The sequence below is a fragment of the Pseudomonas sp. MDT1-17 genome (assembly GCF_054898105.1).
The window spans coordinates 2056123-2072894 of record NZ_JBUBVM010000001.1 but is presented as its reverse complement, the minus strand read 5'-3'; the positions used below and the strand labels follow the sequence as shown (position 1 = coordinate 2072894).

Below are 16772 nucleotides of genomic sequence, written 5' to 3'. Positions count from 1 at the left end.
CTAATTATCTATTCTTGAAGCAGCGATTCCAGCCAGGAGACAGATCATGAGCGAGCTCAAACGCGTAGAACGCGTCGAATCCACCCCGTTCCAGACTCACACTGACCAGAACGTGCAGGGCTGGGAACGTATTGGTTCCCTGGCCGGCGGCGTGGTGATGGTCGGCAAGGGCCTGCGTCGCGGTGGGCTGTTGGGGTTGATTCAAATGGCGATCGGCGGTGTAGCCCTGGCGCGTGGGATTACCGGGCACAGTTCGGCGAAAAGCCTGCTGGAGAAAAGCCGTCAGGACATGAACAACGTGCGGGCGAAGATTCAGCGGGCCGGGGAAGAGTTGAGTCGGTTGAAGGCGAATGCTGAAGCGGCGACCAATACCGCTACCGTGACGGGTAATGATTCTTTGACGTCGCCAAAAACCGGGGTTTGACCCCTTAAGATCAAAAGATCGCAGCCTGCGGCAGCTCCTACACAGGGCTATGTGTACACCTGTAGGAGCTGCCGCAGGCTGCGATCTTTTGATTTTTTACTGCAACAACTCGGTGTCGAGGACTTTGGAAGACTCGCCAATGATGCTTTCCGCAAGCTGAACAAATTCCTTGGTATCCACGCTGTCGAGATGCATCGCCCCTTGCAATACATCATCCAGCGAACGCTTGTTGCGGGTCTTCAAGCGAATCTCGCGATCCAGTTCCTGCAATAACATGACCGCTTTCGAGACCTGCGCCGCACTGACCTGTTCACCTCGCAATGTGCTGACCTTCTGGCTGTCCTTGATCAACTTTTTCTGCAAACTCTCGTAACGCTCATCACTCATGCCACCGGCGCGGCGCACCAGTTCAATAGCGTAATACTCGGCAAATCCTTCGCTGATCCAGTCACTGCGCTGCTTGTCGTTGATCCTCCCGAACACCTGAGCCAATTCCCGCACCAACGCACTGCTGCCGCTTTCGCTGACCAGCGGCAGACGCGTGTTCAGGTAGATCGATTCGCGCGCGCCCAGGCTGCCACGCCACATCGGGTCGTTGGCACCGACGATCAGCAGTTTGGTGGGATGACGGGGATACACCGCCTGCACTTGCGGCCAGACAAAGGTCAGCAGCGTCAGCACATCCATGCGGCGCATGCCCTGGCCTTGAGGCGAGGCGACGGTGACTTCGGTTTCCCCCAGTCGCGTGCGACGGCTACCGAGGTGGCCCGCGAGCATCCAGCCCGTGGGCCGGTCGAACAAGCGAGAAACGTTATCGACCCGGAACTTGTTCTTGCCGATCCGCGGCCAGGCGGTTTCAACACTTTTCCAGCCGGTGGGCAATTCGAACTCAAGCCGCGAAACCAGCTCGATGCCATCCTGCTGATCGAGTTTGGCCGCCGGTACCAGGTCATCGCCGCGCATCAGCGCCCAGGTCGGGGTCATGCGGGTGTCGAAGCTGCCGCTCTTGCGCCCGTGGCTGATGCGTACGCGGTAGGTCAGGCTGGCCTTGTCGGCGGCCGGACGCCAGACACCGCGGGCCTGTTTGCCCGGCGTGAGCTGCCATTGGCCATCGGCCTTGAAGTCGCTGTAGTGGCTGCCGTCGCCCAGGTCGAAATCCAGACTGCGCACTGCCGAACCCTGGGCCAGGGTCAGTCGCACTTCAGCCTGATCACTTTGCGGCAACAGGCGAACGTGGTAATCCAGATCGACCTTCTTCGCCGCCCACACGGGCGAACTCAGGGCCAATAGCCCAAAAGCCAACGCCAGCCGCAACCCCACAGCCATACACACTCCTTCGTGAAACGTTAGGCGTTTAACCCGCCCGGAAAATCAGATGGTCTTCCCAATCCTCTTCGGCCACGCTGCCTTCGGCGAGCATGCGCCCGGACTGGGAAATACGCTCGTGGTGCACCGCATCGCGATCACCGCACACCAGATGGTGCCAGAGCGGCAGATCCTTGCCTTCGCTGACCAGTCGATAGCCGCAGGTCGGTGGCAGCCATTTGAATTCATCGGCCTTGCCCGGTGTGAGCTGGATGCAGTCCGGGACGAAATCGCGACGGTTGGCGTAATCGGTGCACTGACAGGTTTTCAGGTCCAGCAGTTTGCAGGCGATGCGCGTGTAGTAGACGCTGTTGTCGTCTTCATCTTCGAGCTTTTGCAGGCAGCACAGGCCACAGCCATCGCACAGCGATTCCCATTCCTCTTGATCAAGTTGATCGAGGGTTTTGCGTATCCAGAACGGTTCGACTTTGGCGGCCATGGCTCGAGCATCAACATCAGGTGGTGAAAAGGCCGTCAGTCTAGTGCCAAGGCCCTTGGGGGCCAAGCATTGGCGACTGCCGGTAGAACGGGACTTGTCAGTTATGGCGCCGCCCAGTAGGGTTTTGCGTCGCCCCTCACTTTCAAACGTAGCCAGGAATCCCTTGATGAGTGCTAATCCACGCGTTGCCGATTATGCCATCCACCCTCAGTTCACCGATCGCTGGTCACCCCGCGCCTTCACCGGCGAAGCCATTCCCATCGAGACCCTGCTGAGCTTCTTTGAAGCCGCACGCTGGGCGCCATCGGCTTACAACTCGCAGCCTTGGCGGTTTCTGTACGCGCGTCGCGACACGCCAAACTGGGAGCGTTATCTGGGGCTGCTGAACGAATTCAACCGCAGCTGGGCGCAACACGCCTCGGCGCTGGTGATCGTGATCTCGAAAACCACGTTCGCGGTGCCTGGCGCCACCGAAGAAACCCCGGCGCTGTGGCACACCTTCGACACCGGTTCGGCCTGGGGCCATCTGGCGCTGCAAGCGAGTATCAGCGGCTGGCACACCCACGGCATGGCCGGTTTCGACCAGGAACTGACCCGCAAAGAGCTGAACATTCCTGAGGGTTATGCGCTGCACGCGGCGGTGGCGGTGGGCAAACTGGGCGACAAGGCAACGCTGGCGGATTACCTGCAAGCGCGTGAAGAACCGAGCCCACGTCGTCCGCTGAGCGAGCTGGCCGCCGAAGGCAACTTCACCCTCTAAGCCACACTGCAAACCCATGTGGGAGCGAGCCTGCTCGCGAAAGTGGCATGTCAGTCGATACTTTTGGAGACTGATACACCGTTTTCGCGAGCAGGCTCGCTCCCACATTTTGATTGCGGTGAAATCAGTACCCGCGCGCGAAATCCACTTCCCCGCGCAACGCTTCACCCGCCTGATACGCCCGCAGGTTTTCGACAAACAGATTCACCATCATCGATGGCGAAGTCGGCGCCGAGCTGTGGCCGGTCAGCAGCAAGCCCCATGCCGTCCAGAACGGATGACGTTGCGGCAACGGTTCCTGACGGCAGACGTCGATCACGGCGCCGGCCAGATGCCCTTCTTTCAAGGCTTCCACAAGGTCCGCATCGACCACTGCGACGCCGCGTCCGACGTTGATGAACAATCCGCTCGGCTTGAACTGCTTGAACAGCGCCGCGTCGTACAGGTCGTGGGTGTTCGGTGTATTCGGCAGCAGATTGATCACGTAATCCACTTCGCTCACCAGACGCGGCAAATCAGCCAGCGCCCCCACTTCGACAAACGGCGCTTGCTCGCGGGCTTCGCTGGCGATGCCGTACAACTCGACGCCAAACGGCATGAGGAACTGCGCCACGGTCTGCCCGATGTCACCGGTGCCGACGATCAACACTTTGCGACCGGCCAGGCTTTGACCCTGGCGACTGTCCCACTTGCGCTCGACCTGGCTGACCAGGCGCGGCAGCACTTCGCGCTCGTGGCCAAGCATGTAGGTCAGCACGTATTCGGCCATGACCTGGCCGAAAATCCCCACCGCCCGGGTCAGGCGATAGTGCCGAGGCAAGCCGTCGGCCAGCAGCGGCGTGATGCCCGCCCAGGTCGATTGCAGCCATTGCGGCTCGTGGCCCTGACGCAGCAGGGTCGCCAGCAGGTCCGGCTGACCGAGCCAGATCGGACAATCGGCGGCCTGGCTGGCCAGTTCGGCGGAGTCACCGCTGGTCAGCACTTCCAGGTCAGGCGCTGCTTGACGCAACAGCTGGGCGTACACAGGGTGGTCGTGTTCAGCAATCAGAACGCGCATGGTTCAAACCTTTCGAAAACAGTGCAGACGGCCGCCGACAGAGTATTGCTCCGTCGCCCTGGCCATCGCCAAAATCATTCCAGTGTTTCATAAAGGCTCTGAACAGAGCCTGTCTGTCAGTCACATCGGGTCATTGCGGCGTAGCAATTCTTCCGGCAAGTGCTCGATGTACTCGTCTTCAGCCGGTGGCATTTGCAGGTGGTAACCCTGTTTCTCAAGGTTATCCAACACCACGGTGATGTCCTCGCGCGACAGTTTGCGCTCGGGGGTCAGCACCAGGTCGAAGGCGTGATGCGGTTTGCCGAAGGCGGCCATCAGGCTTTCCGGGACGCGCTCCAGTGCATCGCTTTTGAGCACATAGAGGTACATCTCGTTTTTCTTCAGGCTTCGATAAATGGAGCAAATACGTTTCAAGGCTGTTCTCCGGCGGTGGCCAGGCTGTCGAGCAGCGCCTGGCCCATCAATTCGCGGCGCCAGCCACGCAGCGAATCAGGCAATTGATAAGGACCGTTGGGGTAGCCGCTCTTGAGCAGCGCTTCCAGGGTTTTCTTGCGCAGCATCAGCTCTGGCGCAATGTTCAGGCGCTCGGCTTCGGTCTGGCCGATCGCACGCAGCTGTTTGATCAGAGTAGCGGCGTCCACCGGCAATGGCTCCGGCACCGCTGGCGGCCATTGATCTGGCGACACACTGCCAGAGCGCTTGATCAGATCAAGCAGAAATTCGCCATCCTGACGCACGGTACGCGGGTGTATGTCTTCGATTTTCGCCAACGCGCCGAGGTTGTCCGGTTGAGTCCGCGCCAGCGGCCACAGGGAATGCTCACGAACGATGCGGTTGCGCGGCAGATCACGGGCACGGGCCTCCGTCTCGCGCCAGGCACACAGTTCACGCAACACCACGAGTTGGGCGCGGGAGAGCTTCCAGGCCAGTTTTGCTTCGCGATAGACCTCATACGGATCAACCTCGCGACGCAGGTTGGCCACCAGCTCGGCACCGTCGTCCAGGACCCAGGCGTACTTGTCGTCAGAAAGCTTCGGACGAAGCTGTACGAAAACTTCCGCCAGGTGCAAAGCATCTTCGGCGGCGTAGCTGATTTGGGTGTCCGAAAGTGGGCGTTGCAGCCAGTCGGAACGGGTCTCGCCCTTGGGCAGATCGATGCCGAGCACTTCCTGCACCAGCCGCGAATAGCCCATGGAGAAACCCAGGTTCAGGTAAGCGGCGGCCAGTTGCGTATCGAATAGTGGCGCCGGCAGGCTGCCGGTCAGGCGCAGCAGGACTTCGAGGTCTTCGCTGCACGCATGGACGACTTTGACCACGGCCGGGTTTTCCAGCAACGCGGCCAGAGGTTGCCAGTTGTCGATGGTCAGGGGGTCAATCAGGTAAGCGCGTACGCCATCGCCGATCTGCAGCAGGCCCGCGATCGGATAAAAGGTGTCGACCCGCATGAATTCGGTGTCGAGGGCAACGAATGGCAGCTGCTGCCACTCGGCGCAAAACTGACCGAGGCTATCGTTGTCGCGAATCCAGTGAATATCGATGGCCACACGGCTCTCCCTTGAAGAATGGCGCGCAGTATATATCGCCCCCGGCGATTTCCGCGCATCCACTGAACAAGAGCTTTAGCGAAAATGCCTGCCAAACAGCAAGAAATGTCTGACAAGCGGAGCCTAGCTGGCCTTACGCAAGACGTAGACGCGCATTCGCGCACAGCCGGGCAGGAAGTCCTGATGACTGAGCAAACGCAAACCTGCGCGCTTGAACTCGGCTTCCACGTCAGCCTTGCTGGCCAACTGTCGTGGCGGAGCGCCCTGTGCATCCGCGCGCCGGCCTTTGAAATGAGCATCGACCCGCACCGCCACAATCACCGTATCGCGACTGACCCGATGGAACTCCTTAAGCATGGCCAAACGATGCTCGGGGCAGGTGATGTGTTGAAACAACTGCATGCAAAAAATGCAGTCAACCGCATTCGCCGACAAGCCGATGGTGAACGCTGAACTCTGAAAGGTCTTGACCCGCTTCAGCAGGTTCTGCGGATGGTGGGTACGGGCATGATCGAGTATGTCCTGAGACGGGTCGGCCGCAAGGATCACCCGGTTGGCATGCTCCGCCAGTACCGGCCAGAAGCGCCCCACACCACAGGCCAAATCGAGAACCAGGCCCGGCTCGCCAGCAGCTTTGAGCGCGTTGCGCACCAGTTGCTCGTCACGCCAGAACGTCAGCCGCCCGGCCAGGCCACGCGGTCGCGGCTGAAGACAGACGCGGGCGTGCTCCTGATCGTAGCGCCGGGCGATCTCAAGCTCGATGGCGGAGGGGGTTTGGGCGGACATGTGCAATGGCTCTTGGGGAAACTCTACAAGCCTCAGGTTAACGGCCGGGGCGTGAAAAAAAGGTTGAAGCACTCAGTCTTTGGCCAACACGCCGTCAATCACCGCACCGCGACATCCGGCGAACATATCCAGATCCTGGTTGTACACCTTGCTCTTGACCTCCAGCAAACCGAGCATTGAATGGAACAGATTGTCCTGGCTCAAGGGCTTTTCACGACTCAGTTGCAGGCAATGGGTGTCCACCGAGAACGACTTTTGATAGCTGTCGGAGAACCAGGCCAGCATCGCGACATGTTTTTGTTGTTCCGGCGCCAGCATGTAAGGCGTGCCGTGGAGGTACAAGTTGTACTCGCCCAGGGATTCGCCGTGGTCCGACAAATAAAGCATCGCGGTATCGACTTTGTCCTGATTGTTACGCAACAGATCAATCAGGGTGGACAGCACGTGATCGGTATACACCAGGGTGTTGTCGTAACCATTGACGATACTTTCGCGACTGCAGTTGTTCAGCGCGTTACTTTCACAAACCGGGGTGAAGCGTTCGTATTCTTTCGGGTAGCGCTTGAAGTATTCCGGACCGTGACTGCCCATCTGGTGCAACACCAGTACCGTGTCTTTATCCAGGGTATCGATGAAGTGCTGCAAACCCTGCAGCAGGATTTCATCGCGGCATTCGCTATTGGCGCACAGCACCGGGTCTTTCAGGTTACTGACGTCGTCGAGGGTGACCCGATCGCAAGTGCCTTTGCAGCCCGATTGGTTATCGCGCCAGATCACGTCGAGGCCCGCGCGCTTGAGCACGTCGAGCAGGCCCTCTTCGTTTTTCGCCTTGCTGGCGTTGTAATCCTTGCGTCCCATGTTGGAGAACATGCACGGCACCGATACCGCGGTTTCCGTCCCACAGGAATGCACGTCAGTGAAAGCGATCAGGCCAGCTTCTTTATCCAGTTTGGGTGTGGTGTCGCGGTCATACCCCAGAATGCCGAAGTTTTCGGCCCGGGCACTTTCGCCCACCACCAGCACGGTCAGGGATTTGCGGTCATGGGCTTGCCAGGCTGGATTTCGCTGGGCATCTTCACCGAGTGTGACAAAGGGCTGTTGCGCCGACGCGACCTGTTCACGCAGATAGCCAGCCGAGGCACCGATGTAGTTGCTGGGCACCACCATCAGGTGCAATTCATGGTGATTGCGAAACAACGAAGACAGGCCCTGGTAGTTAATCAGTGCAACGCCTCCAATCACGGCAACTGACGCGACACTTACCAGCGCCTTACTCAATAGTTCACGGTGCCAGCGGCGGTAATTAACCGGGGCCCACCACAACAACAACGACGGCAAAACACCCAGCAAAAGTATATAAACAAGTAACTTTAATGACAGCAAGTCACGCACTTCCGTCGCATTAGTTTGCGCAAAGTTACGCAACATGCCGGTGTCGATCAAAACACCATATTGGCTCATGAAGTACGCCACGCCAGCACTGACCATGAAGATCAGCGTCAGGACCGGTTTCATCAAGGGCCGGAAAGCCAGCAAGGTCAGCACAATGTTGAAGGCGGCCAGGATCATCACCCCGAATGCCACACGCATGACGATACCTTTTGCGTCGGACGCCGTGATTTGAAACAGGTGTTGCCAGAGAACAAAATTAAAGCCTATTAATAAAAAGGCGCTGGCAATCAGTGTCACCCACTCGGGGCGCACGGCTTTAATCTTCAACATGGTAATCGACTGTTCCTGAAAAGAAGTGCCTTCGGTAAATGTGAAAATTTCATTTACCGCAACAGCACTAACTTTAGGCAGCCAACCATCAATTTTTTGTGAAAAAGAAGCCAACGATTAGTTGGCTTGTAACACTAGACCCAAACTTTCAACTTATTTGAGAATGGTTCAGGTTCTGTTCAGGCTTGATTCAAATACCAGCGCCAGTCCTGCTCGCCCACCTCGCCCATGAACTGTCGGTATTCGGCTCGTTTCACCGCCAGGTAAACGCCGAGGAACTCACCACCGAACGCCTCCCGTGCCCAGCTCGAACCTTCCAGCGCCCGCAACGTGGTCAGCCAGTCAGTCGGCAACAATTCCGTGGCCTGGGCGTATCCATTGCCCTCCACCGGCGCGCCAGGATCGAGTTGGTCGCGAATACCGCGATGGATCCCGGCCAGAATCGCCGCAGCCGCCAGATACGGGTTGGCATCAGCACCACAGATGCGGTGTTCGATATGCCGGGAAAACGCCGGCCCGCCGGGCACGCGCAAACTCACGGTGCGGTTGTCGACGCCCCAGGTGGCCGCCATCGGTGCATAGCTGTTGGTCTGGAAGCGACGGTAAGAGTTGGCGTTCGGACAGAACAGCAGCAATGAATCGAGCAAGGTGCTGAGCATCCCGCCGACCGCCTGTTTGAGCAGCGGCGTGCCGTCCGGGGCTTCACTGGCGAACAGGTTGTTGCCCTCCTTGTCCGCCAGGCTGACGTGCATGTGCATGCCCGTGCCCGCCAAGTCATCGAACGGTTTGGCCATGAAGCAGGCCGTCATCCCGTGCTTGTGGGCGACGCCCTTGACCAGCCGTTTGTAGCGCACCGCTTCGTCCATCGCCTGCAAGGCGTCGGTGCGGTGTTCGAGGGTGATTTCGACTTGCCCCGGCGCGTATTCGGAAATCGCCGTGCGCGCCGGAATGCCCTGGAGTTTGCAGGCGCTGTAAAGATCGGCCAGAAACGGTTCGATCTGTTCCAGTTCACGCAAACCGTAGACCTGAGTCCCTCGCGGCCGCCCGCCATCGACATCCCGCGCCGGTTGCGGCCGACCGTTGCTGTCGCGCTGCTGATCCAGCAGGTAGAACTCCAGCTCCGCCGCCATCACCGGGTAATAACCGTCGGCCTGCAAACCTTCGATGACTTTTGCCAGCAGATGCCGTGGATCGGCAATCGTCGCGGGCATGCCCTCCTTCGGGTGCATGCTGACCTGCAACGCCGCCGTAGGAATCAGCCGCCAGGGCATGCGCGTCAAACTGCCACTGATCGGGTAAGCCCGGCAGTCGATATCGCCAACGTCCCAGACCAGGCCGGAGTTTTCCACGTCATCGCCGTTGATGGTCAGGCCAAGAATGGTGCTCGGCAATGGTCGCCCGCTTTCGTACACCGCCAGCAATTCATCGCGATGCAGCAACTTGCCCCGAGGCACACCGTTGTTGTCGAGGATGAACAACTCGAACATCTCGATATCCGGGTTTTGCTCAAGAAAAGTCAGGGCTTCTTGCTTGGAGGCGAAGGATGTCGTGGCAAAACTCATGGGAACTCTCTTATTTCCGCGTCAGGCAAACGCACAGGCGCCGCCACTTTGATCCCGGCGCGCAGCGCGAGACCTGTAAGAACAATCAACGGGAAATGCAGGAATCCGGTGGGCGCGCGTGACGGCAATGCCACAGCGCCCAAAAGGCTAATTCGGAGGGAAGTGCAACGGGGCAACCATCCATAGAGAAAACCGCAGAGAACAGATGAGCTGCAGCGTCACACGGGAGGTTAAGTCGTTAAATCTGGATTTGAAGAACTTTGGTTGCAGACTTGCTAAACATTGTTTACGCCTTTGCGCTTCACACAGCTGTATTTAATTTCTAAATACTGCTCCGCACTTTCTGATTTGCGGCCTGCAGACCTCGCGCGCCTAATCGGCGCCTTGTCATTCAAGGTCTGATAGATGGAAAGCGTTCGCGCAACCTCCCGCCCTGCCCTCTGGCTGATGTTCAGCATCATCCTGGTTGCCCTGAACCTGCGACCTTCCATGGCTGCCGTCGGTCCTTTGCTGTCGGCGATTCGCGGCGACATTGCGCTAAGTTTCAGCCTGGCCTCGCTGCTGACCATGCTGCCAGTGATGGCGATGGGACTGGCGATGTTCTTTGGGCTGAGCGTCAGCCAACGTATTGGCGAACAACGCACCGTGGTGCTCTCCTTGCTGATCATCGGCGTGGCTACGGTCTCGCGATTGTTCCTCGATTCAGCAGCCGAACTGATCCTCAGCGCCATGCTGGCGGGCATCGGTATCGCGCTGATCCAGGCGTTGATTCCGGCGCTGATCAAATCCCGCTTCAGCGAAAACGTTTCCGTGTGCATGGGGCTCTACGTCACGTCGATCATGGGTGGCGCAGCGATTGCGGCGTCGTTTGCACCGCTGGTGATGATCCGCACCGACAGCTGGCGCATAGGTCTGGCGATTTGGGCGGCGCTGGCGCTGGTAGCGTTGCTGTTTTGGTGCATGCAACGCGAAAGGATGCCGGCGCAGTCTGTTCAGGCGCATCGCAATGGGTCCTTCTTCGGCAATCCCCGCGCCTGGTTACTCGCCATCTTCTTCGGGCTGGGCACGGCGTCCTACACCTGTGTGCTGGCCTGGCTGGCGCCGTACTACGTCGAAATGGGTTGGAGCGAACAAAACGCCGGGTTGTTGCTGGGTTTTATGACCGCCATGGAAGTGTTGTCCGGCCTGCTGACTCCAGCCATCGCCAACCGCAGCCGAGACCGACGCGTGGTGCTGGTGGTGTTGCTGACGCTGATCATGGCCGGTTTCTGCGGACTTATTCTCAGCCCGCAACACCTGAGCCTGTTGTGGCCATGTCTGTTGGGACTCGGCATCGGCGGACTGTTCCCGATGAGCCTCATCGTGTCCCTGGATCATCTGGACAATCCCCAGCGTGCCGGTGGCCTGACGGCGTTCGTGCAAGGCATCGGCTATTTGATCGCCGGTCTCTCGCCACTGATTGCCGGGTTGATCCGCGATCAGCTCGGCAGCTTCGAATGGGCCTGGTGGTCACTGACTGGTGTCATGGCGCTGATGATCCTGATGGTCTTGCGCTTCGATCCGCGACTTTACGCCCAACACATTCACTGACCCGGAAGAACTACCCCACAACTTTCCATGAAAGTTCCTACAGGGCATTCTCCTGGCACCATCGTTCCGTTAGGATCACTCGCACAAGTTTGCGCACAGTCAGCGCAAGGAGCACTGCGAGACGGAACGGATGCTGAACAGTAACTTGCTTAGAAAGCTCGATATGCAGGACCTCATGGTGTTTATCGCTGTGTATGAGCAAAGCTGCGTCACCGGTGTATCCGAGGCACTCTGCGTCAGCCAGTCCACTGTGAGTTACTGCCTGAAAAAACTGCGCACCAGTTTCGAAGACGAGCTGTTCATCAACACCCGCGCGGGTATGCGCCCCACCTACAAAGCCAGCACCATGTACACCCACGTGCTGAAAATCCTCGAAAGCATCAACCTGTGTCACGCCGGTGCGCAGGCGTTCGACCCGACCCTGCAACCGGTCACCTTCAATATCTGCGCACCTGAATACTTCGAACAGTTGATCCTGCCGCGCCTGTTGAAAAGCTTCGATTTCGCCGACCTGCCGGTGATGGTCAACATGCACAAGTTCGAAACAGACATCCCGGCCGAAGAACTGCGCGATGGCAACCTCGACCTGGTGATTTGCTTCGGCCCGAACTTTCATCGCAGTCACGGCGACTTCAAATCCCGGAGGCTGCTGGAGGATGACCTGGTCTGCGTCTTCGACAAACGGGCCACACCGCCGGAGCCGCGTCTAAGCCTGCAAGCCTTTGTCGAACGCCGGCACGTGTTCCCGACACCCTGGACATCCACCACCAACATGGTCGACGGCTGGCTGGCGCAGCAGGCGCAAAAACGGCAGATCGTCGTGCGCTCCAACAGCTACAGCGCGGCCCTGAAGATGATCACTGGCACCGATTTCATCGTGACACTGCCTCGGCGCATCCAGCAATTGCTGGCCAACGAGGCAATCTTCAATCACTGCGAAGCGCCTGACGGCTTGCCGGGCTTCAGCCTCGACATGCAGTGGAGCCAGAATGTCGATCAGGACAGCGCCAACACCTGGCTGCGTGAGCAAGTGGTCAAGGCGTGCACCGATCAGGAAATGGCCTGAGACTCAGTTGTTGATGGCGACCTTGGTGTAGGACTCTCGATCAATGTCGAGGAGTTCCACGGCCAACTGGACTTCTACGCCCGTCGGCCATTCACACAAGTCCTGCACCACCGCCAGCAGACTTTCGGACAACTGCTTCTTGATGTGCGCCGAGCGACCGCTCAACAGTGCCAGTTTCACATGCACGAAGGCCCGTTCACCTAACGCCGTGCCGACCTTGAACGTCTCGAGCTTCACCGCTCGGCTCTTGATGTCGTGTTCGGCAGCAAACTCACCGGACGCCACCAACGCATTGTTGAGCCGGATCAACGCCACGTCGGCATTGAGCTCGGGCAGGTTGGCGGTGTATTCCATGTGCAGGTGAGGCATGGCTGAGCTCCTTAAGGTTGGAAGAAAGGTCGTACATATAACACAGCGTTGCCCTACTCACTCGGGCAGCGGCATCACCGCACGTTCACTCATGAACGCCTCCAGTCTCGACCTCAACCAGCGCTCGGCGGGGTCGGTATCGACATGGCTGAGCCAGACCATCGACAGATCCAGTGTCGGTGTCTTGAACGGGAACGGCTCCTGGAACAGCTGGCCGGACGCCGCCATGGCCTCAGCCGCATAGTCCGGCAGGCTGGCGATCAGATCGGTACCGGCGAGCAAAGCCGGCAGCGAGCTGTATTGCGGTACGGAAAGGACGACCTGACGCGTACGACCAATCTCCGCCAGCCACTCATCGGCGTAGCCGCTGACATTCGCGGTGTGGGAAACCAGCACGTGCGGTCGCGCGCAATATTCATCGAGCGTCAGCGGTGTGTCCGATGCATCCGCGCGCAAAATGCTGGGCTGGATGTGCCGCAACAACTTGCGCTTGGCGTTGGCCGGCAGGCCACGAGTCTGGCTGATACCCACCGTGATATCGCCCGATGCCAACAAGTCCGGGATCCGCCAGTAATCGACATGCTGCACCACGAACACCACCTTCGGTGCTTCCTGGCGCAAGGCACGCAGCAACGGCGGCAACAGACCAAACTCGACATCGTCCGACAACCCGATACGAAAAGTCATGGTGCTGCTGGCGGGGTCGAAATCATGGGTCAGGCTCAACGCCACCGACAACGAATCCAGGGCAGGTGACAGGTGCAGAATGATTTCCTCGGCCCGCGCCGTCGGCTCCATGCGATGGCCGACGCGAATGAACAGCGGATCGTTGAACATCGTGCGCAAGCGATTGAGCGCCGAACTGATGGTTGGCTGACCGAGAAACAACTTCTCCGCCACCCGGGTGACGTTGCGCTCGAGCATCAACGTTTCAAACACCACCATCAGGTTGATGTCGGCCTTGCGTAGTTCATTGCGATTCATCCACTGCCCCGGCTCCCAAATCTGATGACAGTTTAGGTACGTGTCGTAATCGGCGTCTATGCGACCCGTGCAGTTTGCGTTTAATCCAAATTCAGACAACGGCTTCGTCTTACATCCTCTTCCTGATTTCTTCGTGCATCTGGCGGGAAGCGATTGCGTCTCTAAGCTCGACAATGTTTAGGGCAAAACCGCCCTGACCACCAAAACCATTTGAACTCAAAGGAGCCTCCCAATGGCTAGAGATAAAGCGAAAGACGACAAACACTTCAACTGCACTCAAGCTCATGAAGCCGACTACGTCGCCGGCCTTTACCCTCACGTAAAGGAAGAGGTCAAAACGTTCCTCACATTAGCCTGCAAGGATAAATCCCTGCACAACTCCACCCACAAAGACGTCTACGATCTGATCAAACGAAAACTGGGCCACTCACAACCGTAAGGCCGTCCGATTAAAACGAAGCTGCTCTGACTGAGCAGCTTCACCGCCTGAAGCCTAGATTTCCTTGACCGGCGTCTGATCGTGGGTCCCTTTGATCAAACTGATGGCATGCACACAATCAGACTTATTGACGTAAGCCTCCCCGCTGGCAATCGTTTCATTATTTCCGGCCCTCAAACGCCACCGCCATTGACCTTTGCCAGTCTGTGCTATGCCACGGGTTTGCCTGTAAATCTCAAAATACATTGCTCGCTCCTTGCGATTGCTGATGACGGCAGATCAATGACCTGCGAGACCAGAGTAGATGAGGATTTTTTGAGGCAACGGGTTTCAATGTCAGCGGATATTTCGGGGGGAAACGCTTGAATTGCGGGGCAGCCAATGGATACGGGGGGTGGTAAATAAAGCGACTTGGCAGAGTTACTTTTCCCAGAAACTGGCTTAATTTTCTTACGCTGTAGCGTTACCTGTTCCGACGTCAGCTGACTAACTTTTCTGCTGAGTTGAATCGTCAGCCGACAGGGCCAGAGGCTGCTCCTGCATCAGCACTGGATCTTCCTCAAGTGGTGCTGCCGTGGGGGCGACTGGGTCAGGACGGGGCAGAAAACCCCGTACAACCGTTTCAATCAGAGAAAGGATTCCATAGGTGATGAAGCCAAAGATAAGCCCGACAACCATAATGCTCAAAGGATGAAGTTGTGCTGCGTCGGGGCTTTCCAACATGTAGCGAAACGCCTCAACAGCAACGATCAGGCAGGCCGAAAATGCTGCCACCAGCTTCACAATCACCCAAAGCCGTCGCCATCTGTTCATGCACTCCTCCGTCATCCGGTGATTTGCGCTGTATTCATGATAGCTAATGACCTGGATGCGTCTTACTTTCTGAATCCGTCTGCGCTGCGCTGACCGCTCATCGAGATGAAAAACTAATGCCCCAGAAACGAAAAAGCCCCGTAGCTTATTCAGCTACGGGGCTTTTTCTATGTAATGGCGGAGAGATAGGGATTCGAACCCTAGGTACCGGTGAAGGTACAACGGATTTCGAATCCGTCCCATTCGGCCACTCTGGCATCTCTCCAACGGCGCGCATCATAACAACACTTTTGCCGGAAGCGAACCCCCTAAGCGAAATTTTTCCGTGCTATCAGATGCTTGCGTCGATTAAAGCGGTACGCCCAGACGATTGGCGACTTCTTCGTAGGCTTCGATGACGTCACCGAGGCCCTGGCGGAAGCGGTCTTTGTCCATTTTCTTGCCGGTCGCCTTGTCCCACAGACGGCAGCCGTCCGGGCTGAACTCGTCGCCCAGGACGATGGAGCCGTCGGAGAACACGCCGAATTCAAGTTTGAAGTCGACCAGCAGCAGGCCAGCGTCGTCGAACAGTTTGCTCAGGACTTCGTTGACCTTGAGCGACAGTTCTTTCATGCGAACCAGTTGCTCGGCGGTGCCCCAACCGAATGCCACGACGTGGGATTCGTTGATGAACGGGTCGCCCTTGGCGTCGTCCTTCAGGAACAGTTCGAAGGTGTAAGGGTTGAGCTTCATGCCTTCTTCGACGCCCAGGCGTTTGACCAGGCTGCCGGCAGCGTAGTTACGCACGACGCACTCGACCGGGATCATGTCGAGTTTTTTCACCAGGCATTCGTTGTCGCCCAGCAGTTTGTCGAATTGGGTCGGCACGCCGGCTGCTTCGAGTTTCTGCATGATGAAGGCGTTGAACTTGTTGTTCACCATGCCTTTGCGGTCGAGCTGCTCGATGCGCTTGCCGTCGAACGCCGAAGTGTCGTTGCGAAACAGCAGGATCAAGCGGTCAGCGTCGTCGGTCTTGAAAACCGATTTTGCTTTGCCGCGGTAGAGTTCTTCACGTTTTTCCATGATGGGCTCCGCTTGCTAAGTAGGTGGGCTAGGCGATGTGTCGCCAGTCGAGCCCTGAATCTTGATCGGCCAGTTGCAGCCAGTCCGGGTCGCACCCGAGGGTGTCGACAAAACATTGCCGGGCCAGCTGCGGCAGGTTGTTCTTGCTGCTCAGATGGGCCAGGACCAGGTGTTGCAGGCCTTGCCAGCCCAACTCGGACACCAGGAATGCCGCCTGATGGTTGTTCAAATGTCCCAGCTCACCGCCCACCCGCTGCTTGAGAAAGTACGGGTAGTGACCGCGAGCCAGCATGTCACGGCAATGATTGGACTCGATCATCAACGCATCGAGGTCCCGATAGCCGTCCAGCACCTTGTTGCAATACGAGCCCAGGTCGGTCAACAGGCCGAAACGCCGCTCACCATCACTGAATACGTATTGCGTCGGTTCCTGTGCATCGTGTGCCACGGCAATAACGCCGATGCTCAGAGCGCCGATCTGCAGTTGCTCGCCGCCGGCCAGAAGGCCAGCCGGTTCAATGGGTTTGCGCATCCCGCGCAGGGTACCGCGACTGAGGTAGACAGGCAGATTGTAGCGCCGAGACAGCAAACCCACGCCATGCACGTGGTCGGCATGTTCGTGGGTCACGAGTATCGCGCTCAGCTGCGCAGGGTTTACACCCAGGCGCAGCAGGCGTTTTTCGGTTTCCCGCAGGGAGAAACCACAATCCACCAGCACATACGTGTCAGCGCTGGCTATCAGCGTGCCGTTCCCTTGGCTACCGCTGCCGAGAACGGCAAAACGCATGAG

Annotated in this window: 19 protein-coding genes and 1 tRNA gene; 5 read left to right on the top strand and 15 right to left on the bottom strand. The window is 58.1% G+C overall.

Translation table 11 applies throughout. The features are described 5' to 3' along the window. The first annotated feature begins 46 nt into the window (after positions 1-46). Entirely contained in the window at positions 47-424 is a 378-nt protein-coding gene (locus ACYZTX_RS09530; RefSeq protein WP_462033850.1) for a DUF2892 domain-containing protein, read from the top strand. Between the two features lie 96 nt (positions 425-520). Here the strand turns inward: ACYZTX_RS09530 and ACYZTX_RS09525 are convergent, their stop codons facing one another. Then, complete coding sequence (locus ACYZTX_RS09525) at positions 521-1750, bottom strand: hypothetical protein (protein WP_462033849.1); 1230 nt, start codon at positions 1748-1750, stop codon at positions 521-523. A 28-nt stretch (positions 1751-1778) separates the two neighbouring features. Beyond that, complete coding sequence (locus ACYZTX_RS09520; RefSeq protein ID WP_462033848.1) at positions 1779-2228, bottom strand: YcgN family cysteine cluster protein; 450 nt, start codon at positions 2226-2228, stop codon at positions 1779-1781. A gap of 166 nt (positions 2229-2394) precedes the next feature. Here ACYZTX_RS09520 and ACYZTX_RS09515 point away from each other — a divergent pair, with 166 nt between their 5' ends. After that, positions 2395-2988: a nitroreductase family protein gene (locus ACYZTX_RS09515; protein WP_462033847.1), complete on the top strand. Its 594-nt coding sequence runs from the start codon at positions 2395-2397 to the stop codon at positions 2986-2988. A gap of 124 nt (positions 2989-3112) precedes the next feature. Here the strand turns inward: ACYZTX_RS09515 and ACYZTX_RS09510 are convergent, their stop codons facing one another. The 6 genes from ACYZTX_RS09510 to ACYZTX_RS09485 form a co-directional block, all read right to left on the bottom strand. After that, the gene (locus ACYZTX_RS09510; protein WP_462033846.1) at positions 3113-4045 is read right to left on the bottom strand and encodes a D-2-hydroxyacid dehydrogenase; all 933 of its coding nucleotides are present in this window, start codon (positions 4043-4045) and stop codon (positions 3113-3115) included. A 120-nt stretch (positions 4046-4165) separates the two neighbouring features. After that, positions 4166-4459: a YcgL domain-containing protein gene (locus ACYZTX_RS09505; RefSeq protein WP_223432010.1), complete on the bottom strand. Its 294-nt coding sequence runs from the start codon at positions 4457-4459 to the stop codon at positions 4166-4168. Next, entirely contained in the window at positions 4456-5589 is a 1134-nt protein-coding gene (gene rnd, locus ACYZTX_RS09500) for a ribonuclease D (protein WP_462033845.1), read from the bottom strand. The genes ACYZTX_RS09505 and rnd overlap by 4 nt, the downstream gene beginning before the upstream one ends. A gap of 123 nt (positions 5590-5712) precedes the next feature. Beyond that, complete coding sequence (locus ACYZTX_RS09495) at positions 5713-6375, bottom strand: class I SAM-dependent methyltransferase (protein ID WP_462033844.1); 663 nt, start codon at positions 6373-6375, stop codon at positions 5713-5715. 72 nt (positions 6376-6447) lie between these two features. After that, positions 6448-8097 (bottom strand): phosphoethanolamine transferase, encoded by a 1650-nt coding sequence (locus ACYZTX_RS09490; RefSeq protein ID WP_462033843.1) that lies wholly within the window; start codon positions 8095-8097, stop codon positions 6448-6450. A 179-nt stretch (positions 8098-8276) separates the two neighbouring features. Next, positions 8277-9659: a glutamine synthetase family protein gene (locus ACYZTX_RS09485; protein ID WP_462033842.1), complete on the bottom strand. Its 1383-nt coding sequence runs from the start codon at positions 9657-9659 to the stop codon at positions 8277-8279. Positions 9660-10064: 405 nt separating this feature from the next. Here ACYZTX_RS09485 and ACYZTX_RS09480 point away from each other — a divergent pair, with 405 nt between their 5' ends. Beyond that, positions 10065-11249: a cyanate transporter gene (locus ACYZTX_RS09480; protein ID WP_462033841.1), complete on the top strand. Its 1185-nt coding sequence runs from the start codon at positions 10065-10067 to the stop codon at positions 11247-11249. A 130-nt stretch (positions 11250-11379) separates the two neighbouring features. Next, positions 11380-12315 carry a LysR family transcriptional regulator gene (locus tag ACYZTX_RS09475; RefSeq protein WP_462033840.1) on the top strand — a complete coding sequence of 312 codons (936 nt, stop codon included), beginning with the start codon at positions 11380-11382 and terminating at the stop codon, positions 12313-12315. A 3-nt stretch (positions 12316-12318) separates the two neighbouring features. Here the strand turns inward: ACYZTX_RS09475 and ACYZTX_RS09470 are convergent, their stop codons facing one another. Further along, entirely contained in the window at positions 12319-12684 is a 366-nt protein-coding gene (locus ACYZTX_RS09470; protein WP_462033839.1) for a 5-carboxymethyl-2-hydroxymuconate Delta-isomerase, read from the bottom strand. Between the two features lie 57 nt (positions 12685-12741). Continuing rightward, on the bottom strand, positions 12742-13668 hold the full coding sequence (locus ACYZTX_RS09465) for a LysR family transcriptional regulator (RefSeq protein ID WP_462033838.1): 927 nt from the start codon (positions 13666-13668) through the stop codon (positions 12742-12744). A 232-nt stretch (positions 13669-13900) separates the two neighbouring features. Here ACYZTX_RS09465 and ACYZTX_RS09460 point away from each other — a divergent pair, with 232 nt between their 5' ends. Continuing rightward, positions 13901-14107: a hypothetical protein gene (locus ACYZTX_RS09460; protein ID WP_462033837.1), complete on the top strand. Its 207-nt coding sequence runs from the start codon at positions 13901-13903 to the stop codon at positions 14105-14107. Positions 14108-14161: 54 nt separating this feature from the next. Here the strand turns inward: ACYZTX_RS09460 and ACYZTX_RS09455 are convergent, their stop codons facing one another. From ACYZTX_RS09455 to ACYZTX_RS09435, 5 genes are all read right to left on the bottom strand, one after another. Continuing rightward, entirely contained in the window at positions 14162-14353 is a 192-nt protein-coding gene (locus ACYZTX_RS09455; RefSeq protein ID WP_449642522.1) for a YegP family protein, read from the bottom strand. Between the two features lie 240 nt (positions 14354-14593). Further along, entirely contained in the window at positions 14594-14920 is a 327-nt protein-coding gene (locus ACYZTX_RS09450) for a hypothetical protein (protein WP_462033836.1), read from the bottom strand. Positions 14921-15095: 175 nt separating this feature from the next. After that, positions 15096-15185, bottom strand: a tRNA-Ser gene (locus ACYZTX_RS09445). A gap of 83 nt (positions 15186-15268) precedes the next feature. Then, entirely contained in the window at positions 15269-15982 is a 714-nt protein-coding gene (gene purC, locus ACYZTX_RS09440; RefSeq protein WP_008034929.1) for a phosphoribosylaminoimidazolesuccinocarboxamide synthase, read from the bottom strand. 28 nt (positions 15983-16010) lie between these two features. Further along, on the bottom strand, positions 16011-16769 hold the full coding sequence (locus ACYZTX_RS09435; protein WP_008153089.1) for an MBL fold metallo-hydrolase: 759 nt from the start codon (positions 16767-16769) through the stop codon (positions 16011-16013). Positions 16770-16772 lie beyond the last annotated feature (3 nt).